This is a genomic window from Paraburkholderia sp. RAU6.4a (assembly GCF_050435625.1).
GTDB lineage: Bacteria > Pseudomonadota > Gammaproteobacteria > Burkholderiales > Burkholderiaceae > Paraburkholderia > Paraburkholderia tuberum.
The window spans coordinates 2,572,924-2,592,428 of sequence record NZ_JBNDKQ010000003.1 but is presented as its reverse complement, the minus strand read 5'-3'; the positions used below and the strand labels follow the sequence as shown (position 1 = coordinate 2,592,428).

Genomic DNA, 19,505 nt, shown 5'->3' with positions numbered 1-19,505 from the left:
GCAACCGGATCACTGGTGCTTCCACGCGCCACGCGTGAAGCGGGATCAACCTGACCGATAGGTAGAAAGATCATGCTGAAGAGACTTCTCGCGGGCTGGCTGGGCCTGGTGGTACTGGTCGTATGTTCGCTGGCCGGCGCGGAACCGGCGCACTACAAGATCGTCACCGGGCCGGAGCGCGGCACATATATCCAGATCGGCAATGACCTGTCGAAATGGGTGGCCCAGCCGGTTGGCATCGACCTCGAAGTGGTGGCGTCGAAAGGCTCGGCCGAAAACGTGCAGCGCATGCGTTTCGAGCCCGGCGTGAAGCTCGCGCTCGTGCAGTCCGACGTGTACCAGGCGTTCATCGACATGGCCAACTCGGGCAACCCCGATGCGGGCACGACGATCCGGCCGCTGCGACTAATCATGCCGCTCTACGACGAGGAAATTAACGTCGTCGTACGGGCGGATTCGCCGCTGAAAACGCTCGCCGACATCAAGGATAAGACCATCAGCGTCGGCCTGCTAGGCAGCGGCACCGCGCAGTCGGCGACGACGCTCTATCGCCTGATGTTCGGCCAGCCGATTCCGGAGCAGAACGTCGTGCATCTGAGCAACGAGGACGCGCTCGCCGCGCTGATCGTGAAGAAGATCGACGTCGCGATCATCGTGGTCGGGCAGCCGGCAAAGCTGTTCAACGACATGAAACCCGACCTGCTGTCACAGTTGCGTCTGTTGCCCGTCGATCCCAACGCGCCGGAGACGAACCGCGCGAAGCAGACCTACTTTCCGACTACGATCCACCAAAGCAGCTACCCAGGCTGGTTGAAGGAAGACGTGCCGGGTCTGACCGTCAAAGCATTTCTGGTCACCTACGATTACGGCTTGCGCGACACAGTCAGCAATCTGAATCATTTCGCCGACTCGTTGTGCGCGAACTTCGACAATCTGCAGGAGCATGGCCATCCGAAATGGAAACAGGTGAAGCTCGAATTGCCGACGCTCGTTCGTGGGTGGAAGTACTACGGTCCGGTCGAGAAGCATCTGCGCGCGTGTCTCGCGAACCGCAGCGCGGCGATGAGCGCGGCGGCCGCGCAACCCGCGCCGAAACCGCACACGCCTTGCTCGGAAGAAGAACGGATGCTTCTGCTGTGCAAATAACGCTGTAGCGGGGGACCGCGAACGCCTGCTTCGCCTGAGTTCGTCTCAGACCCGCTCGCGCCCCGCGCCGGCCGACACCGTGCACGCTTGCATCGCCCGTTGCAATGCCTCGTACACCTTCGGGCGATTGCATTGCGACACGTTGAAACGCAGAAAGCCCGCCGCCGCTTGCGACGCGCTGAACACGTTGCCCGGCGCGAACACGACGCCCGCCGTCAGCGCATGACGGGCGATGTCGGCGGCATCGAGCGCCCCGGGCAAGCGCGCCCACACGAACAGGCCCGCGCGCGGCCGTGTCCAGATATCGAGGCCCGCATAGCCGAGACGCCTGATGGTCTCTCCCATCGCATCGGCCAGCTTCGCGCGCATCGCCTCTAGATGACGCCGATAGGTACCGTCGACGAGCATCCGATGCACGACGCTCGCCGCGAGCTGACCATTGCCGAACGATGTCGCGAGCTTCAGATCGATCAACGGCTCGACCCATTCGGCGCGTGCCGCAATATAGCCGCAGCGCACCGCCGCCGACAGCGTCTTCGAAAAGCTGCCGATCGACACGACGCGCGCGAGGCCGTCGAATGCGGCAAGGCGCGGCGCGGCTTCGTCTTCGAAGTCCGCGAAGATGTCGTCCTCGACGATCAGCAGATCGTGCTCGCCGGCGAGCTTCAGCAGCCGGTGCGCGACGGCCGGCGCGAGCGTCGCGCCGGTCGGATTGTGGATCGCCGAGTTCGTCACGTAGAGCCGCGGACGCTGCTCGACCAGAACGCGCTCGAACGCCGCGAGATCCGGTCCCTGCGGCGTGTACGGCACGCTCGCGATCCGCACGCGATGCGCGCGCAACAACGCCTGAAAATTGAAATAGCAAGGATCGTCGATCAGCACCGTGTCGCCGGGTTCGAGCAGGAAGCGGCACACGAGATCGAGCGCATGGGTGCCGCCGTCGGTCAGCAGGATCTGCTCGGGCGGCGCATCGACCCCGTGCGCGGAAAGCCGCCACGCAAGCTGCTGACGCAGCGCGGGCAAGCCCGCCGGGCTCGCGTAATCCGCGAGCAGCGATTGCGGATCACGGGCAACCGCGCGCAGCGCGCGCCGCACGCCATCTTCCGGCAACCACGAAGCCGGCATCCAGCCGCAGCCGGGCTTCAGCGCTTTCGAGCCGGTCTCCAGCGACTGCCGCGTGAGCCACAGCGGATCGACCTCGCGATCGAGCCGCGGCCCGAGATCGGCGAGCGCGAGCGGCGGCGCATGGCCCGACACGAAGAAGCCCGAGCCGCGCCGCGCGATGATCACCCCTTCCGCAACGAGACGGTCGTAGCCTTCCACCACGGTCGACTTGGACACGCCGAGCGTGTCGGTCATCGCGCGAATCGACGGCACGCGGGCGCCCGGCATCAGCGAGCGGCTCGCGATACGCTCCCGCAGATTGTTCATCACGAGGCCGACACGCGTGCCCGGCACCGTCTCGTTGTTCTCGTTTTCCGCCATCTGTACTGCTCCCATGTTCGGTACAGTTTGTACGAACTGTACTGATCTGTAGCTTAACGTTTACGGCCGCGGCGCGCACCATGAGACTCTTTCAGCGCAGGGATGTTTGCCATGGACAAAACCACCAACGGCTGGCTCAGCGGTTTCGCGGGCGTGCTGATTTTCAGCGGCTCGCTGCCGGCCACGCGGCTTGCCGTGCAGGGCCTCGATCCGGTGTTTCTGACCGTGGCGCGCGCGACGATCGCGGGCATCCTTGGTCTGCTGCTGTTGCTGGTGTTCCGCGAGACCCGCCCGGAGCGGCGCGATCTGCTGCCGCTCGTCGTGGTCGCGCTCGGCGTCGTGGTCGGCTTTCCTTTGCTGACCGCGCTCGCGCTGCGTCATGTGAGCGCCGCGCATGCGGTCGTGTTCATCGGCCTGCTGCCGCTCGCCACCGCGATCTTCGGCGTGTTGCGCGGCGGCGAGCGGCCGCAGCCGGCGTTCTGGCTGTTCTCGGCGCTCGGCAGCGCGGCGGTGGCCGCGTTCGCGCTGCGTCACGGCATCGACGCCTCGCCGCTCGGCGACGCGCTGATGCTCGCGGCGATCGTCGTGTGCGGGCTGGGCTACGCGGAAGGCGCGCGGTTGTCGCGTCATCTCGGCGGCTGGCAGGTAATTTCGTGGGCGCTCGTGCTGTCGTTGCCGTTGATGCTGCCGCTCGCATGGTGGACGCGGCCCGTGTCGTTCGACGGTGTCGGCGCCGCCGCGCTGTGGGGACTCGCGTACGTGTCGCTGTTCAGCATGCTGATCGGCTTCGTGTTCTGGTATCGCGGGCTCGCGCTCGGCGGCATCGCGGCGGTCGGCCAACTGCAGCTGCTGCAGCCGTTTTTCGGGCTGCTGCTCGCCGGCGTGCTGCTGCACGAGCAGGTACCGCCATCGATGATCATCGTCACCGTGATCGTGGTCGCCTGCGTGGCTGGCGCACGGCATTTTTCGCGCGCCGCGCCGGTGCGGCGGCCGGTCTGACGCGGCTCGACCGTCGCACGGCGAACAGACTTTTTCAGGATCGAATTGCGCGAACCGTGGATCGATCTGTCATCATTTCGCAGATTGGCACAACCAGCGCCCCGCGCCGCGTTCCGTCGTGCCCCGAGCGACTGCGCGCAAACCGGTGAGCTTCATGAACCGAGCGTCGCTGACGGCTCCTCGCCGCGCGACGCCGCGCTCGCCCAATCGCTCGAACTCGAGATCGGCGCGATCCGGCACGTGTATGAACTCGCGCGCTCGCCGGCCTTTGCGCGCGTCGCCGAGCGCATGGCGAACGCCGATGCGGTCTACATCCTCGGCATCCAATCGACGCGTGGCATCAGCAACGCGTTCTACAGCTATCTCGAATACATCCGCCCGCGCGTGTTCTATTCGGACGGCATGTCGGGTTCCTACGTCGATTCGCTGAACTCGGCGGTCGTCGAACGGCGTGGACCGGCTATCGACGAACGCGTGGCGCGTAATCGCGAGCTGCAGAGCGAGTTCGATCAATTCGATCTTTGACCCGCTTCAAATCCGCCCCGGCGACAGGCATAGTGAAGACTTCCGCCAAACTGCGCCCGCCACGACAGGACCCCGCATGAGTTCACCCCGCCCTGCGCTCGACGCCCCGCTGATCCGCGACGCCAGCGAAGCCGACCTCCCCGCGATCCAGGCGATCTACGCGCATCACGTGCTGACCGGTGTCGCGTCGTTCGAAGAAACCCCGCCGTCCGTCGACGATCTGCGCGCGCGGCTCGCAAGCGTGCGCAGCCACGGACTGCCATATATGGTCGCGGAGATCGACGGCGACGTGGCCGGCTATTGCTATGCGACGCCGTATCGCCCGCGCGCCGCCTATCGCAACACGATCGAAGACTCGATCTACGTCAACGACGCGTATCGCGGACGCGGCATCGGACGCGTGCTGCTGCAGGCGCTGATCGAACGTTGCGAGACCGGACCGTGGCGTCAGATGATCGCGGTGATCGCCGATGGCGGCAGCGGCGGCTCACTGTCGTTGCACGCGCAACTCGGCTTCGAGCTGACCGGCACGTTGAAGGCTGTCGGCTACAAGCACGGCCGCTGGCTCGACACGACGCTGATGCAACGCCCGCTCGGCCGCGGCGCATCGACTGGGCCCGACGACGACTCGAACGCAGCAGGCGACGCCGAACGCACAACCTAACGCGCGCGCGGCAAACGCGTGAACAAGGTCGGATAGTCGATCACGAGACCATCGCTATCCACGCGCAAATTGGCGGTGAACTCGCGAAAAATGCCTTCGTAGCGGTACTCGCCATTCAACTCGATGCACGTGTAGGCCTGCTCGGCGCGCGTGACCTGCAAGTCCGGCGTCGAGATATACGCGACTTCGATCGGCTGACGTTCGCCTTGCGCCAGTTGCAGCCGACGGATCGGCAACGTATTGGTGTACGGCGTCGCCGCGATATCGATGTCGATACAGCCTTCGATCGCGCTGAGCGCGAGGCCGTGCCCGTCGTGCCAGTGGCCGTCGCCATCGCCATGCAGCTCCAGCTCGCCACCGCCGACGATCTTCAGCCGCGCATAGCGCGTGCGCCAGCGCGCGTCGCAGCGCACCGCGTAATGCAGCCCGTACGCCTTGCCGTAGCGCTGCCCGACCACGACGCTTTCAACGGCGAAGCCATCGTCGCGCGCATCGAATACCAGATGTTCGATGCCATCGCCCTCTTCCGAAGCCCATCGTAATTCACGCATCGGCGTCTCCTCGCGAAACGGCGCAGGAAAGCGCGCCGGGCTCTCATCGTAACGCGAAAGCCCGCGCGCGAGGCACTCCCAACCCAGATCTGGCACCGCTGGCGAGACCAGCGCCTGCGATGCATCAAAATGAAGCATCGAAAAAAAAGCTGCGCACGTAATGTGCGCAGCTTTGCGAGACTGACGACGCGAAAAAAACACGTCGATGTGGCGGCAAAACAACGCGCCGCCACGTATTCAGTAACTGTTTAGAACTTGTGGATGATACCCACGCCAACCGCGGTCTGGCTGCGCGACGAGGACGGCGAACCGTTCTGGCCGTCACCGATGCTTGCCACTGCGTTGATGATGGACTTGCCGTTGCCCGACAGCGTCTGGCCGCTAGCGCGCTGATACGCTTCGAGTGCGTACAGGCCGGTGCGCTTGGACAGCGAGTAGTACTGCGACAGGTTGAACTGGCTGTAGCTAGCCGTGCTCTGAATGCCGTTCGACGACGTTGCACGGGTGTAGCTATAGCCAGCGGCCAGGTCCAGCACCGAGATCGGCTTCCAGTGCAGCACTGCGCCACCGGTATTCCAGATCTGCGTGTCGTGGAACAGCGAAGCCTGGCCCGCAGCGTATTGAACGTTCGAGTATGCGAACGAAACGTCCCACTGCGAGTTGAACGCGTAACCACCCGTCACGGCAATGCGCTGCTGCTTCGCTGCGGTCTGGAAGCCGTTGTTGATTGCCGAGACGGACGGCTGCGAGCCGTTGTTCGACGCCGTGGAATTCCACGCGGGGGTGCCAACGGTCGCCGCGTTGTCAATGCGCTGGATACCTGCCGCGAGACCGATCGGGCCGTTCAGGTACTGTGCCGCAACGCTCCAGGTTTGGCCGGCTGCGAAGCTGCCCGCGTTGCCGCCCAGTGCGTACGAACCGCTAACCGTCAGACCGGCAAAGCTCGGCGACGTATAAACCAGTTGGTTGTTCACCCGGAACGTCGTATCCAGCGAGTCGATATCACCCGGATGCGCACCGTATGCACCGGTCAGCCACGTGGTCGGGCTATACGGCGAGAGCAGCGTGTAGTACGAGGTGTACCCGCGGCCTGCCGTCACCGTACCGAACTGAGCGTTCGTCAGACCGACCCATGCCTGGCGGTTGAATGCCAGACCCGACACACTTTGCGCGCCAGTTGCGCTGTTAAAGCCTTCTTCCAACTGGAAAATCGTCTTCGTGCCGCCACCCAGATCTTCCGAGCCCTTCAAACCGAAACGGCTGCCTGCCCAGATGCCGTTGATCATCTTGACCTGCGAGTTGCCAGCGACGGTCTGCGGTTTCGCCGCCGTGGTCAGCGACGCCGAACTGTTCTGCCAACCCAGGCCCGTATCGACGATACCGTAAAGCGTCACGCTGCTTTGCGCATGTGCGCCCAGGGCGACCAACCCCAAGGCAGAAGCTAAGAGAGTCTTTTTCATTGTTACTCCTCTGTTAAAAACTTTCTAATGCGGCCTATGCGAGCGCCGCTGAGTGTGGGTAAGACGTTTTATTTGGATCAGAACACCGGGTGACCGTTGATGATGCTCGGCAACCAGGTCGAGAACCACGGGACATAGGTGACAATATTGATGGCCGAGAAGATAGCGAGGTAATACGGCCAAGCCACCTTAGTAGTTTCCCCTATCGACACATTGCCAATTGCGCAACCAATGAACTGCACCGAGCCAATCGGCGGATGCACGAGACCCAATGCGCAGTTCAGCAGAATCATGATGCCGAACTGAACCGGGCCCACCCCGTTGTGCATGGCCATCGGCAGGAACAGCGGGGTTGTGATCAGGATGTGCGCCGCCATGTCGACGAACGTACCGAGGAACACCTGAATCACGTTGATGTACAACAACATCAGCCACGGCAGCGAGGTCGCGCCGTCGAGCATGCGCTCGATCGCCTCCGGGATCTCCAGATAGGCCATCTGGTAGCGCAGCATGTTCGACACACCGATCAGCAGCAGCACCACGCCGGTCGTTTTCGCGGCCTTGCCGAGCGCATGGCCGAGCTTCTTCATCGACAGCGAGCGATACACGACGATGGTCAATATCAGCGAATAACCCACGGCGATTGCGGCCGCCTCCGTCGCGGTGGCGATACCGCGCGCCACGCAGAACAGAATGATCGCGATGACCATCAGACCCGGCACCGCGCCGACGAACGTGCGCAGCACCGCCATCCAGCCCGGGAAACGCTGCAGTTCGGTCGAACCGTCGGGACGGCGCGGATAGCCGAACTTGACAGCCTGCCAGTAAGCGGCGATCAGCACGAGGCCCATCACCCACAGCACCGGCAACAGACCCGAGAACAGCAGATCGCCGATCGACACGCCGCTCATCTGCTTGCCGTTCAGCACGCCGCTCACGCCTTGCGCGGCGAACGCGTAGATGATCATGTTGGTCGACGTCGGCATCAGCGCGCCGGCGAGCGACGAGTGCGTGGTCACGTTGACCGCGTATGCGGCGCTATAACCTTCGCGCTTCATCAGCGGGATCACGACGCCGCCCATGGCCGACGTATCCGCGGTCGGCGAACCCGACACGCCGCCGAACAGCGTACAGGCGACCACGTTGGCCATGCCGAGGCCACCGCGGAAATGGCCGACCGAGGCCTGCGCGAAACGCAGGATGCGGTCAGCGATGCCGCCGTGGAGCATCAGCTCGCCGGAGAAGATGAAGAACGGGACCGCGAGGAACGAGAAACCGTTCATGCCCGAGATCATCGACTGCATCGCGGTCGCGGTCGGCAAGCCTTCGAACAGGTACGTCAGAACGCAGGACAGGCCCAACGCGAATGAAACCGGAACCCCGAGGAAGAGGAAGATTAGAAAACTGGCGGTAAGAAGGGCAAGTTCCATGATGGTTCTACTTTTATTCCGTGGCGGAGAGTTCGAGCACCGGCTCTTCCCGTTTCCCCGCGAAGAGCTCGAGCAGATGCTCGATCGAGAACAACGCGATGCACACACTCGCGAAGATCGGGATGCAGTAGCGCACGCCTTCCGGCACGCCGATGATCGGAATGCGGTCGCCCATCGTGGTTTCCGCCATCTCGAGGCAACCGACGAAGACCGCCACCGCGAAAGCGACCAGACACAGGTGCTGAATCCCTTTCGCGATCACCTGGCCTTTCTCGGGCAATTTCTTGACGAGCGAGTCGAGTCCGATGTGACCGCCCTCGCGAACCTTCAGCGCGGCGCCGAACATCGCGATCAGGATCACCAGCAGCAATGCGATGGGCTCAACGAAATCGGGCGCGTCGCTAAACACGTAGCGCATCACCACGCTATAAATCACGAGCAGGCAAAGCACGGCGAGGCTAAGCGACGCCACGACCAGCAGCACGCGAAAAAGAAAATCATTTGGGCGTTTCAGGAAACTCATGACCCTGTCCTTGCTTACGACCGACCTATGCTTGAGATTCAGCCGTCCCGATGCGACACGATCCGCACGCGCGCGCGAAATCGCGCGGCGGAAGGTCTCGCGAGTTTCCTCGCGGGACCATTCACGCCGCTGTTGCGACAAGCGTTGCTATTGCTGATTGCGTCCGGGACGCGTGACTTACTTGATTGCTTCGATCTCGTCGACGATCTGCTTCATTTGCGGGGTCTTTTCGTACTTCGCCCACACAGGCTGCATCACCTTCACGAAAGCCGCGCGGTCGATCTGCGAAGCCGCGATGACCGTTGCGCCACCCTTCGTGACGGCCTTCTGTGCGTCGGCTTCGCGCGCGGTCCACAGCTTCTCGTAGTAAGGCACCGAGTCAGCCGCGGCCTTCTTGATGATCTGCTGCTCTTGCGGCGACAGCGTGTCCCAAACCTTCTTCGAGAACACCAGCACTTCCGGCGTCATCGAATGCTGGGTCTCCGAGTAGATCTGAGCGACTTCGAAGTGCTTGGTTTCTTCGTACGACGGCAGGTTGTTTTCGGCGCCGTCGACGAGGCCGGTCTTCAGGCCCGTATAGACTTCCGAGAACGGCATCGGGGTCGGCGTGCCGCCCATTGCCTTGATTTCGTCGACCATCAGGTCGGACGGCTGCACGCGGACCTTCAGCCCCTTCATGTCAGCCGGCGACTTGATCGCCTTCTTCGCGTACATCGAGCGTGCGCCGCTCTCGTAGAACGTCAGTGCGATCATGCCCTTCGCGGTGAAGGCGTCGAGGATCTTCTGGCCTTCCGGGCCGTACATGACCTTGCGGAAATGGTCGACGTCGCGGAACAGGAACGGCAGCGACGGGATCATCGATTCCGGCACGATTTCGTTGAACGCAGCACCGTTGGCACGGGCCATGTCGAGCGCGCCGATACGGACCTGGTCGATCGTGTCGTTTTCCGAACCGAGCGCGCTGTTGCCGAACACCTTCACGGAGTCCTTGCCGCCGGTCGCCTTGCTGATCTCCTCGCCCATGTACTTCACGGCCATGTTGGTCGGGAAGGTGTCGCCGTGCACATCGGCGACGCGGAACACGCGCGCTTCAGCCGACATCGTGCTGAACGCCAACGCCGCGGCCGCGACGATCATCGAAATATGGGAAGAGGCAAACTTCTTGTTCATCGTGACATTCCTTGAAAAATAGACCATCCCAGCAACAGCGGATGTGACATGGTTTTGACGCGTCTCCGGCTTCACGCTCACTGCCTTCGCAGGTGCGGGCGTTGGCCGTACTGGCTGTGCGACTTCCCCGGCACAGTTGACCCAGCACTCCAGTCGACAACTCGACTACTTACTTCAATCACGCCGGCCGGCTTCGGACATGCATGCCGCATCGACCGCGGCGGCACGAATGCCTTGAAAACCCACCGAATTGCACTGTCACACGAACACAGAAAGCCATTTGTTTGGACTTATATGTTGTACGACAACATACGAAGTCTATAAAAGGGGCTTTATCTTGTACAGACGGTATTTACCCGCATCAAGAAAAGCGCCGGCACGGATGACCGGCGTGGCATGCCACAGGGTCCCGCGCCGTCCGGCATTGGATGGGGACGGAATCGGTACAGTCTGCGGAGCTGTGGTATTTTTGCTTAAGAAATACGTGCCGGCGTGGTCTTCACACAACACGTTGTACGACGAGTGACAAATAAAGGGCCATACGAATGGTCCTGAAAAATGAAAACGCCGGGAGAAAAACTTCGTCCCGGCGCATGCTTCATGCAAGCAACGTTACAGTTGCCCTGCGAATTCGGGCTCAGGCAGCCCGCTCACGCCGGGCCGCAGCGCGAACACGTGGCCGTCGTGCTCGCTCGCGCCGTTGGCGGGACGAATCGAGGTGACGAACAGCGTATCGAGATCGCGGCCGCCGAACGCGCACATGGCAGGCTTGATGGCCGGCACCGGAACCTGCCGGTCGAGCTTACCCTGCGGCGTAAAACGCAGCAGCAGACCGGCGTCGTTCGCGCAGATCCAGTAGCAGCCGTCGGCATCGACCGCCGCGCCGTCCGGACGGCCCGAATAGTGATGCAGGTCGGCGAACACGCGGCGGTTGCGCGGCTCACCGCTGTCGACGTCGTAGTCGAACGCCCAGATCAGCCGGCGCAGCGGATGCGAGTCGGACAGATACATCGTCGTGCCGTCCGGCGACCAGCCGAGGCCGTTCTGCGTGATCAGCGAATCGACGACCGGCGCTGACAGCACGCCCTTCTCGTCGAAGCGGTACAGCGCGCCGCCCGGGATCGCCGCGGCCATGTCCATCACCATCGTGCCGGCCCAGAAACGCCCTTGCCGGTCGCAGCGGCCGTCGTTGAAACGCATTCCGCCGTGCGGGAATTCAGGCGCCGCGAGCTTGCGCAGCGACGCTGTCAGCGGCTCGCCGCTCGCCGCTTTCGACGCGTCCGCGAGCGAGACCGCGAACAACCCGGTCTCGCAGCCGGCGAGCACGGTGCCGGCGTGATCGAACGCGATGCAGGCAACCTGCTCCGGCAGCAGCCATTCGGTGCGCTGGCCCGTCGCGAGCGAACCGCGCACGATCTTTTTCGCCGGAATGTCGACCCAGTACAGCGCCTGCTCGGCCGCGCGCCAGACCGGGCTTTCACCAGTGGCCGCGGGCAACGGACCGGCCGCTTCGAAGCGCTCCACTTGCGGATTCGCGCTCATTGCTTAGGCTCCCGCTTCGGCTCCATCGGACCGGCTAGCACGAACGGGCCGCCCTGGTACAGCTGGGTCGGGTCGTCGAAGCGCGTGTCGGGGGCGCTCGGCGGGAACAGGTGTTCGAACTGCGCCGAGCTGTCTTGCGGACGGTAGCCGAGAAACGCGGCGTTCGTGTTGTCGACCCACGAGATGCGGTTGTTCGACACGCCGTAGACGATCGCGTGACCGACGCGGTTCGTGAACAGCGAGCAGCGCACGAGCTCGATGAAATCGCGGTAGCTCAGATACGTGATGAGCATGCGCGCGGTCTTCGGCTGCTCGAACGACGAGCCGATCCGCAAACACACGGTCTCGAGACCGAAGCGGTCGAAGTAGTAGCGCGACAGCGATTCGCCGAAACACTTCGTCACGCCGTACATGCCGTCCGGACGCAGCGGCACTTCGGTATCGAGAACCGACGTGACCGGATGGAAACCCACCGCGTGATTCGAGCTCGCGTAGATGATGCGCTTCGCGCCATGCTTTTGCGCCGACGAGTACACGTTGTAGAGGCCGCGGATGTTCGCTTCGAGCAGGTCTTCGAACGGCGCTTCGACGGAGATGCCGCCGAGATGCACCACCGCGTCCACGCCTTCGAGCAGCGCGTGCACGGCTGCTTCATCGGCGAGATTGACGACGGCCGCTTCCTCGTGCGCGGCGACTTCGCCGAGCGCAGCGATATCGGACACGCGCACGATGTCGGCCCATTGCGCGAGCGCGGGACGCAGTTGCTTGCCGAGGTTGCCCGCGGCGCCGGTGAGCAGCAGACGGCGGAAGGGTTTCTTTGCCGCGGAGCGGTCAACGTTCAAATCGGTCATGTCTCTTGGATGTTGTGATTGCGAGCGGGTCTTCTGAATGGAAAAGCGAGCGCCGGCTGGACCGGCGCTCGCCTGAGTATTGACGGGGCACGGTGCCTGCTCAGGTCACCGGCGCCGGGTTGAACAGCGTCAACGCATTGTGCAGTCCCAGCTTCTCCGCGCAGGTTTCCTTGCGGCCGCTCGCGACTTCGAGCATCAGGCGGAACAGTTCCCAGCCCACCTCCTCGATGCTGGACTGGCCGGTCGCGATCGTGCCGGCGTTGATGTCCATCAGATCGTGCCAGCGACGCGCGAGGTCCGAACGCGTCGCGACCTTGATGACCGGTACTTCGGCGAGGCTGTACGGCGTGCCGCGGCCGGTCGTGAACACGTGCAGCGTGATGCCCGAGGCGACCTGCAGCGTGCCGCAGATGAAGTCGCTGGCCGGCGTGGCCGCGTAGATCAGGCCCTTCTGGTTGACCTTCTCACCCGGCGACAGCACGCCGGAGATCGCCGAGTTGCCCGACTTGATGATCGAGCCCATCGCCTTTTCGACGATGTTCGACAGGCCGCCCTTTTTGTTGCCGGGCGTCGTGTTCGCGCTGCGGTCCGCGCCGCCGCGCTTCAGGTAATCGTCGTACCACTGCATCTCGCGGATGATCGCCTGTGCGACGTCCGCATTGGCCGCGCGCGCGGTCAGTTGATCGACGCCGTCGCGCACTTCGGTGACTTCCGAGAACATCACGGTCGCGCCGGCGCGCACCAGCAGGTCGGTTGCGAATCCGACGGCCGGGTTCGCGGTCAGGCCCGAGAACGCGTCGCTACCGCCGCACTGCACGCCGATCACCAGATCCGACGCCGGACAGGTTTCGCGACGGCGGTTGTTCAGGCGCTTCAGATGCCCTTCGGCCATCCTCATGATCGACGTGATCATCGACTGGAAGCCGACGTGCGATTCGTCCTGCAACACCACGACGTCGCCGTTCTGCTCCAGCGCGACATCACCGATGTCCGCGACGTCGTCGACGACCGCCGCCGCCGCGATCGGAATCGTTCCCGGCGGCATCAGACGCTCGGGCTGCAGCTTCTCGCAGCCGAGGCTCACCATCATCACTTCGCCGCCGAAGTTCGGGTTCAGCGCGATGTTGCGCACGGTGCGGATCGGCACCATCGCGTCGGGCGCGTCGATCGCGACGCCGCAGCCGTAGGTGTGACCGAGGCTGACGACATCGTCGACATTCGGATATTTCGGCAGCAGCTCGGCCTTGATGCGCGTGACCGCGTGTTGCACGACGTCGGCGACGCACTGCACGGTGGTCGTGATCGCGAGGATGTTGCGCGTGCCCACCGAGCCGTCCGAGTTACGGTAGCCCTCGAACGTATAGCCTTCGAGCGGCGGCATGTCCGGCGCTTTGGTGGTGGCGATCGGCAGGTCTTCGAGTCCCGGCGGGCTCGGCATGCGGATCACGTGTTCGTTGATCCAGCTGCCCTTCGGCAGCGGCTTCAGCGCATAACCGATCACGACGTTATAGCGGATGACCTCGTCGCCCTCGGCGAGATCGGCCACCGCGACCTTGTGGCCCTGCGGCACACGCTCGCGCAGCCTGAGGCCATCGGCAAATACCGCGCCCTCGCCCAGACCGCCGTCGTTGACGACGATCGCGACATTGTCATTGGGATGAACGCGGATGTAGAGCGGAGTTTGTTCCATTGATCGATCCTTGAGGCGTTATAGACCTGCTTCGCCATTAATCATACGTCATCCTACAACGTGAAGTTTCGCCCGGATGTTCCGTATTTACCCTATAGCGTGAATTATGCCGTGAAAACCCCGTTGAGTTACCGGATTTGTTGTTGTACGATGACGTATAAGAAATCTGATTTCCAAAGATTTTCTACTAGTACGACGTCCGTTGTACTGGTTGGAACCAACAACGACCCAATCCGACGCCTGGATACTTTGATCATGACGACACCGCAGGAACTCAAGCAGATCGTTTCGGAAGGCCTCCTGTCCTTCCCCGTCACCGACTTCGACGCTAAAGGCGACTTCCGCGCCGACACCTACGCAGAGCGTCTCGAATGGCTCGCTCCGTACGGCGCATCGGCGCTGTTCGTCGCCGGCGGCACGGGCGAATTCTTCTCGCTGACGCAAGACGACTACACGCAAGTAGTCAAGACCGCGGTCGAGGTCTGCAAGGGCAAGGTACCGATCCTCGCCGGCGCCGGCGGCCCGACCCGCGTGGCGATCGCCTACGCGAAGGAAGCGCAGCGCCTCGGCGCGCACGGCATCCTGCTGATGCCGCACTACCTGACCGAAGCAAGCCAGGACGGTATCGCCGAGCACGCCGAAGAGGTCTGCAAGGCTGTTCCGGGCATGGGCATGATCATCTACAACCGCGCGAACTCGAAGCTCAACGCCGACATGCTCGAACGTCTGGCAGACCGTTGCCCGAACCTGATCGGCTTCAAGGACGGCGTGGGCGAGATCGAAAACATGGTGACGATCCGCCGCCGCCTCGGCGAGCGCTTCTCGTACCTCGGCGGCCTGCCGACCGCGGAAGTCTACGCTGCCGCCTACAAGGCGCTGGGCGTGCCGGTGTACTCGTCGGCGGTGTTCAACTTCATTCCGAAGACCGCGATGGACTTCTACCGCGCGATCGCCGCTGACGACCACGCGACGGTCGGCAAGCTGATCGACGAATTCTTCCTGCCGTACCTGAAGATCCGCAACCGCCGTGCCGGCTACGCGGTCAGCATCGTCAAGGCTGGCGCGAAGCTGGTCGGCCACGACGCAGGTCCGGTGCGCGCACCGCTGACCGATCTGACGCCGGAAGAAATGGAGCAGCTCGACGCGCTGATCAAGAAGCTCGGACCGCAGTAAGGCACCGGCGTCAGGGCTTCGAGCGAAGTAGCTCGCGAGCCTCATCGATGAGGGCCGCCTAGACGGCCGCGTGGCGAACGCCCGGCACAGCAACGTTGCCGGGCGTTCGTGTGTTTGCCCGACAGGCAGGTGGTCTGCGGGCCGCCCGGTGTGCAGACTACACCTCGCCCGACAATACAGGAGATGACCATGGACTTGAGCCGCTCGGCCAGTTCCACCGACGCCGCTGCTAGCGCGGCACGCACCAAGGTCCGCTACGGGATCCTGCTGCTGATCTTTGTGATCACCACCCTCAACTACGCCGACCGCGCGACGCTGTCCGTCACCGGTTCCGCAATGCGCACCGCGTTCAGCCTCGACGCGATCCGCATGGGCTATATCTTTTCCGCATTCAGCTGGGCTTACGTGCTGTCGCAACTGCCGGCCGGCTGGCTGCTCGACCGTTTCGGCGCGCGCCGCGTGTACGCGGCGAGCATCTTCTCGTGGTCGCTATTCACGCTGCTGCAGAGCTCGGTCGGCCTGCTCGGCAGCGCCGGTGCGGCGATTACCGGCCTGTTCGCGCTGCGCTTCGTGATGGGCGCGGCCGAGTCGCCGGCGTTCCCGGCGAACGCGAAGGTCGTCGCGAGCTGGTTCCCGACCAACGAGCGCGGCACCGCGTCGGCGATCTTCAACGCCGCGCAATACTTCGCCGCGGTCGTGTTCACGCCGCTGATGGCGTGGCTCACGCACGCGTTCGGGTGGGAAATGGTCTACGTCGTACTGGGCGTGGCCGGGCTGCTGCTCGCGCTGACGTGGCTGAAGGTCATGAAGAATCCCGCCGACCATCCGCGCGTGTCGCGCGCCGAGCTCGAGTACATCGAGCAAGGCGGCGGCCTCGTCAGCGGTGCGCGCAAGACGCACCCGGACGATGTTTCGAAGGCCGGCGGCTGGACGCTCGTGCGTCAGTTGCTCAGCAACCGCATGCTGCTCGGCGTCTATCTCGCGCAGTACTGCATCAACGTGCTGACCTACTTCTTCCTGACGTGGTTTCCGATCTACCTCGTGCAGGCGCGCGGCATGACGATCCTGCATGCGGGCCTCGTGGCCTCGCTGCCGGCGATCTGCGGCTTTCTCGGCGGGGTGCTCGGCGGCGTGCTGTCGGACGGAATGATCCGCCGTGGCTGTTCGCTGACCGTCGCGCGCAAGGTGCCGATCGTCGGCGGCATGCTGCTGTCGACCTGCATCATCGGCTGCAACTACGTGTCGACCGACTGGGTCGTCGTCGCGCTGATGTCGCTCGCGTTCTTCGGCAAGGGCATCGGCGCGCTCGGCTGGGCGGTCGTCGCCGATACGTCGCCGAAGGAAGCGCTCGGCTTGTCCGGCGGGATCTTCAACATGTTCGGCAACATCGCCGGCATCGTGACGCCGATCGTGATCGGTTATCTCGTCGCGCGCACGGGCTCGTTCAATGGCGCGCTGGTGTTCGTCGGCGCGAACGCGCTGCTGACCGTGATCAGCTATCTGGTGATCGTCAAGGACATCCGGCGGGTCGAGTTGCGCCCGGCGTGAGCCCGTTATAGGCTTGGTTATCGTCGCGGTTATCGTACTTCCGGCCGACCGACCCGGCGCCTCGCGCGATCTATCCGCGCCGAGGCGCCAAACTTCGGGCCTGCGCCGATATACGTGACATTTGCGCCGGAAACGATCCGGCCTTCTATAATCAGTCGTCAGACGACGATATAATAAAAATGCACGATTCCCAGCGATCTTTCAAACAAGGAGCGTTTTCGATGGCTACACCACTAGCATCCGCGGCACCGCCACGACGCGCTCGCAATCTTGCCGAGTTCGTCGTCAACTACGTCACCGAGCAGATCGCGGCCAACTTGCTGAAGCCGGGCGACAAACTCCCCACCGAATCGCAGCTGATGAGCACACTCAGCGTGAGCCGCACGGTGATTCGCGAGGCGATCTCGCGCCTGCAGGCAGGCAAGGTCATTGAGACGCGGCACGGCATCGGCAGCTTCGTGCTCGAGCCGCAGCGCGAAAAGCTCGGCATCGACATGGTGCCCGCCACCACGCTGCGCGACGTGCTGTGCATTCTGGAGCTGCGCATCAGCCTCGAAACCGAATGCGCCGGTCTCGCCGCGCAACGCGCGAAACCGGACGACCTCGCGCGCATGCGCACCGCGCTCGACGCGATCGAGGCCACGCGCCACAACGGGCTCGACAGCGTGCAGGCCGACCTGCAGTTCCACATCTCGGTCGCACGCGCAACCGGCAACCGCTATTTCGTCGACATACTGTCGCAAATGGGCAGCGCGCTGATTCCGCGCAACCGGCTCGACTCGGCCGGCATCGCGCGCGCCGATCCTGATGCGTATCTGTCGCTCGTGAACCTCGAGCATGAAAGCATCCTCGAGGCGATCAGCCGGCACGACGCCGAAGGCGCACGCGCGGCGATGCGCATGCATCTGTCGAATAGCCGCGAGCGGCTGCGTCGCGCGAATGAAGTGAGCGAAGCGAACAGCTGATTCTCACGAAGCTCGCGGGCGAAAAAAATGGCCGGGAATCTCCCGGCCATTTTTTTATCTTGCGATTGCGTCCGCCCTTCCCTTCGGTCCGCGCCCGGCCGACCGGCCCGGGCACGCATCCGTGCAGGACGGCGTCACGCGATTAACCGCGCGTGAGTTCGCCATCGCGACGACGCCACAGTTCCAGCGGATTGCCGTCAGCCAGCGTTTCCGGCAGCAGCTCGGCCGGGAAGTCCTGGTAGCAGACCGGGCGCAGGAAGCGGTCGATCGACGTGGTACCGACCGAGGTCGCTCGGCTATCCGACGTTGCCGGGAACGGGCCGCCGTGGACCATCGCGTGGCACACTTCGACGCCGGTCGGGAAGCCGTTGACCAGAATCCGGCCGGCCTTGCGCTCGAGAATCGGCACCAGCTTCTTCGCAGCCGCCACGTCGGCGCTGTCCATCTGCAGCGTCGCGGTCAGCTGGCCGGCGAAGTGTTCGGCGACCTTCAGCATTTCCTGCTCGTCCTTGCAGCGGATGATCGTCGACACCGGGCCGAATACTTCGTCTTCGAGCGCCGGGTTCGCGAGGAACGTCTGCGCGTCGGTCACGAACAGCGCCGCGCAAGCCTGGGTCGGGCCGGTCGCGGCGACGCCGCGTGCCACGACTTCGACGCCCTTCGTCGCGGCCAGCTTGCCTTCGCCGTCTTCATACGCGGCGTGAATGCCCGAGGTCAGCATGGTCTGCGCCGGCTTCGCCGCGAGCGCTTCCGATGCCGTCGCGACGAAGCCCTTCAGCGCGTCGCTGTCGATCGCGATGGCGAGGCCCGGGTTGGTGCAGAACTGGCCCGCGCCGAGCACGAGCGAGTCGACGAAACCGCGCGCGATGCTGTCGCCGCGTGCCGCAAGAGCGTTGGGCAGCAGGAACACCGGGTTGATGCTGCTCATTTCCGCGTACACCGGGATCGGCTCCGGACGCGCCGCCGCGACGCGCATCAGCGAAGTGCCGCCCGCGCGCGAACCGGTGAAGCCGACCGCCTTGATGGCCGGGTGCGCAACCAGTGCCTCGCCGACCGAGTTACCCGCGCCGACGATCATCGAGAACACGCCTTCGGGCAGATCCATTTCCTGCGCGACGCGCTGGATCACGCGACCGACCAGCTCCGACGTGCCGAGGTGAGCGCGATGCGCCTTCACGACGACCGGGCAGCCAGCAGCCAGCGCCGCGGCGGTGTCGCCACCCGCTACCGAGAACGCGAGCGGGAAGTTGCTCGCGCCGAACACCGCGACCGGACCGAGCGCGATCTTCTGCATGCGCAGATCCGAGCGCGGCAGCGGCTTGCGCTCCGGCAGCGGCGAATCGAGCGTAGCGTTGAGCCACTGGCCCGCGCGCACGGTCTGCGCGAACAGCTTCAACTGGCCGGTGGTGCGGCCGCGCTCGCCTTCCAGACGCGCCTTCGGCAGTCCCGATTCAGCCTGCGCACGCTCGATCAGCTCGTCGCCGAGCGCGGTGATGCCGTCAGCGATACGGTCCAGGAACTCGGCGCGCACTGCGAGCGGCAGTTGACGGTAGGCGTCGAACGCCTGTTGCGCGAGCGCGCAGGCCTGCGCGACGTTCTCGACGGTGCCGCTGCCGAACACCGGCTCGGCAATCTCGGAACCCGTGGCAGGATTGAACGCGCGCAGCGGTTTTTCTTCGCCGCGCACGGCTTTGCGACCGATCAGCATTTCGCCGGTAATAGGCATTTTTGACTTTCCTTTAATGAAGGCTGAAGATATATGTCATCCTACAACATCGCGGGG

At 64.0% G+C, this 19,505-nt stretch carries 16 protein-coding genes and 1 pseudogene; 7 read left to right on the top strand and 10 right to left on the bottom strand.

What is annotated here, in order from left to right; all coding sequences use genetic code 11:
* Positions 1–72 precede the first annotated feature (72 nt).
* Positions 73–1,146 (top strand): TAXI family TRAP transporter solute-binding subunit, encoded by a 1,074-nt coding sequence (locus OKW40_RS36540; RefSeq protein ID WP_187629790.1) that lies wholly within the window; start codon positions 73–75, stop codon positions 1,144–1,146.
* A gap of 45 nt (positions 1,147–1,191) precedes the next feature.
* Here OKW40_RS36540 and OKW40_RS36535 read toward each other — a convergent pair whose 3' ends face one another.
* Complete coding sequence (locus OKW40_RS36535; protein ID WP_429403241.1) at positions 1,192–2,631, bottom strand: PLP-dependent aminotransferase family protein; 1,440 nt, start codon at positions 2,629–2,631, stop codon at positions 1,192–1,194.
* Between the two features lie 111 nt (positions 2,632–2,742).
* Between OKW40_RS36535 and OKW40_RS36530 the strand changes: the two genes are divergently transcribed.
* The 3 genes and pseudogenes from OKW40_RS36530 to OKW40_RS36520 all read left to right on the top strand — a co-directional run bounded on the left by OKW40_RS36530 (position 2,743) and on the right by OKW40_RS36520 (position 4,819).
* Complete coding sequence (locus tag OKW40_RS36530; RefSeq protein WP_184008450.1) at positions 2,743–3,630, top strand: DMT family transporter; 888 nt, start codon at positions 2,743–2,745, stop codon at positions 3,628–3,630.
* A gap of 156 nt (positions 3,631–3,786) precedes the next feature.
* Positions 3,787–4,155, top strand: a pseudogene (locus tag OKW40_RS36525) (hypothetical protein); the annotation flags it as partial.
* Positions 4,156–4,231: 76 nt separating this feature from the next.
* The gene (locus OKW40_RS36520) at positions 4,232–4,819 is read left to right on the top strand and encodes an N-acetyltransferase family protein (protein WP_429493779.1); all 588 of its coding nucleotides are present in this window, start codon (positions 4,232–4,234) and stop codon (positions 4,817–4,819) included.
* Here OKW40_RS36520 and OKW40_RS36515 read toward each other — a convergent pair.
* The 8 genes from OKW40_RS36515 to garD all read right to left on the bottom strand — a co-directional run bounded on the left by OKW40_RS36515 (position 4,816) and on the right by garD (position 14,036).
* Entirely contained in the window at positions 4,816–5,370 is a 555-nt protein-coding gene (locus tag OKW40_RS36515) for a putative glycolipid-binding domain-containing protein (protein ID WP_026225863.1), read from the bottom strand. The two genes, OKW40_RS36520 and OKW40_RS36515, sit on opposite strands and share 4 nt — an antisense overlap.
* Positions 5,371–5,618: 248 nt before the next feature.
* Entirely contained in the window at positions 5,619–6,830 is a 1,212-nt protein-coding gene (locus tag OKW40_RS36510; RefSeq protein ID WP_184067077.1) for a porin, read from the bottom strand.
* A gap of 77 nt (positions 6,831–6,907) precedes the next feature.
* On the bottom strand, positions 6,908–8,260 hold the full coding sequence (locus OKW40_RS36505) for a TRAP transporter large permease (RefSeq protein WP_429403243.1): 1,353 nt from the start codon (positions 8,258–8,260) through the stop codon (positions 6,908–6,910).
* A 13-nt stretch (positions 8,261–8,273) separates the two neighbouring features.
* Positions 8,274–8,783: a TRAP transporter small permease gene (locus tag OKW40_RS36500; RefSeq protein WP_429403244.1), complete on the bottom strand. Its 510-nt coding sequence runs from the start codon at positions 8,781–8,783 to the stop codon at positions 8,274–8,276.
* Between the two features lie 177 nt (positions 8,784–8,960).
* Positions 8,961–9,953: a TRAP transporter substrate-binding protein gene (locus tag OKW40_RS36495; RefSeq protein WP_184067071.1), complete on the bottom strand. Its 993-nt coding sequence runs from the start codon at positions 9,951–9,953 to the stop codon at positions 8,961–8,963.
* 612 nt (positions 9,954–10,565) lie between these two features.
* On the bottom strand, positions 10,566–11,495 hold the full coding sequence (locus tag OKW40_RS36490) for an SMP-30/gluconolactonase/LRE family protein (RefSeq protein WP_429493778.1): 930 nt from the start codon (positions 11,493–11,495) through the stop codon (positions 10,566–10,568).
* Positions 11,492–12,346, bottom strand: coding sequence for an NAD-dependent epimerase/dehydratase family protein (locus tag OKW40_RS36485; protein WP_429493777.1), 855 nt, complete (start codon positions 12,344–12,346; stop codon positions 11,492–11,494). The genes OKW40_RS36490 and OKW40_RS36485 overlap by 4 nt, the downstream gene beginning before the upstream one ends.
* Before the next feature lie 100 nt (positions 12,347–12,446).
* Positions 12,447–14,036, bottom strand: a complete 1,590-nt coding sequence (gene garD, locus OKW40_RS36480) for a galactarate dehydratase (protein WP_184067062.1) — start codon at positions 14,034–14,036, stop codon at positions 12,447–12,449.
* Between the two features lie 255 nt (positions 14,037–14,291).
* On the opposite strand from garD, the gene kdgD reads away from it, so the two are divergent.
* The 3 genes from kdgD to OKW40_RS36465 all read left to right on the top strand — a co-directional run bounded on the left by kdgD (position 14,292) and on the right by OKW40_RS36465 (position 17,722).
* A complete protein-coding gene (gene kdgD, locus OKW40_RS36475; protein WP_090806087.1) occupies positions 14,292–15,209 on the top strand; it encodes a 5-dehydro-4-deoxyglucarate dehydratase in 918 nt (305 codons plus the stop codon).
* A gap of 189 nt (positions 15,210–15,398) precedes the next feature.
* Entirely contained in the window at positions 15,399–16,757 is a 1,359-nt protein-coding gene (locus OKW40_RS36470; RefSeq protein WP_090806089.1) for an MFS transporter, read from the top strand.
* Positions 16,758–16,978: 221 nt separating this feature from the next.
* Positions 16,979–17,722 carry a FadR/GntR family transcriptional regulator gene (locus tag OKW40_RS36465; protein ID WP_090806091.1) on the top strand — a complete coding sequence of 248 codons (744 nt, stop codon included), beginning with the start codon at positions 16,979–16,981 and terminating at the stop codon, positions 17,720–17,722.
* Between the two features lie 142 nt (positions 17,723–17,864).
* Here the strand turns inward: OKW40_RS36465 and OKW40_RS36460 are convergent, their stop codons facing one another.
* Positions 17,865–19,448 (bottom strand): aldehyde dehydrogenase (NADP(+)), encoded by a 1,584-nt coding sequence (locus OKW40_RS36460; protein WP_184067056.1) that lies wholly within the window; start codon positions 19,446–19,448, stop codon positions 17,865–17,867.
* Between the last annotated feature and the right edge of the window lie 57 nt (positions 19,449–19,505).

What these genes read in the sequence shown, in the direction of transcription:
- OKW40_RS36465 (WP_090806091.1), top strand. Translation starts at nt 16,979, where the DNA reads ATGGCTACACCACTAGCATCCGCGGCACCGCCACGACGCGCTCGCAAT.
- OKW40_RS36460 (WP_184067056.1), bottom strand. Translation starts at nt 19,448, where the DNA reads ATGCCTATTACCGGCGAAATGCTGATCGGTCGCAAAGCCGTGCGCGGC.
- OKW40_RS36490 (WP_429493778.1), bottom strand. Translation starts at nt 11,495, where the DNA reads ATGAGCGCGAATCCGCAAGTGGAGCGCTTCGAAGCGGCCGGTCCGTTG.
- OKW40_RS36495 (WP_184067071.1), bottom strand. Translation starts at nt 9,953, where the DNA reads ATGAACAAGAAGTTTGCCTCTTCCCATATTTCGATGATCGTCGCGGCC.
- OKW40_RS36520 (WP_429493779.1), top strand. Translation starts at nt 4,232, where the DNA reads ATGAGTTCACCCCGCCCTGCGCTCGACGCCCCGCTGATCCGCGACGCC.
- OKW40_RS36535 (WP_429403241.1), bottom strand. Translation starts at nt 2,631, where the DNA reads ATGGCGGAAAACGAGAACAACGAGACGGTGCCGGGCACGCGTGTCGGC.
- OKW40_RS36510 (WP_184067077.1), bottom strand. Translation starts at nt 6,830, where the DNA reads ATGAAAAAGACTCTCTTAGCTTCTGCCTTGGGGTTGGTCGCCCTGGGC.
- OKW40_RS36470 (WP_090806089.1), top strand. Translation starts at nt 15,399, where the DNA reads ATGGACTTGAGCCGCTCGGCCAGTTCCACCGACGCCGCTGCTAGCGCG.
- OKW40_RS36530 (WP_184008450.1), top strand. Translation starts at nt 2,743, where the DNA reads ATGGACAAAACCACCAACGGCTGGCTCAGCGGTTTCGCGGGCGTGCTG.
- OKW40_RS36505 (WP_429403243.1), bottom strand. Translation starts at nt 8,260, where the DNA reads ATGGAACTTGCCCTTCTTACCGCCAGTTTTCTAATCTTCCTCTTCCTC.
- OKW40_RS36485 (WP_429493777.1), bottom strand. Translation starts at nt 12,346, where the DNA reads ATGACCGATTTGAACGTTGACCGCTCCGCGGCAAAGAAACCCTTCCGC.
- OKW40_RS36500 (WP_429403244.1), bottom strand. Translation starts at nt 8,783, where the DNA reads ATGAGTTTCCTGAAACGCCCAAATGATTTTCTTTTTCGCGTGCTGCTG.
- OKW40_RS36540 (WP_187629790.1), top strand. Translation starts at nt 73, where the DNA reads ATGCTGAAGAGACTTCTCGCGGGCTGGCTGGGCCTGGTGGTACTGGTC.
- kdgD (WP_090806087.1), top strand. Translation starts at nt 14,292, where the DNA reads ATGACGACACCGCAGGAACTCAAGCAGATCGTTTCGGAAGGCCTCCTG.
- OKW40_RS36515 (WP_026225863.1), bottom strand. Translation starts at nt 5,370, where the DNA reads ATGCGTGAATTACGATGGGCTTCGGAAGAGGGCGATGGCATCGAACAT.
- garD (WP_184067062.1), bottom strand. Translation starts at nt 14,036, where the DNA reads ATGGAACAAACTCCGCTCTACATCCGCGTTCATCCCAATGACAATGTC.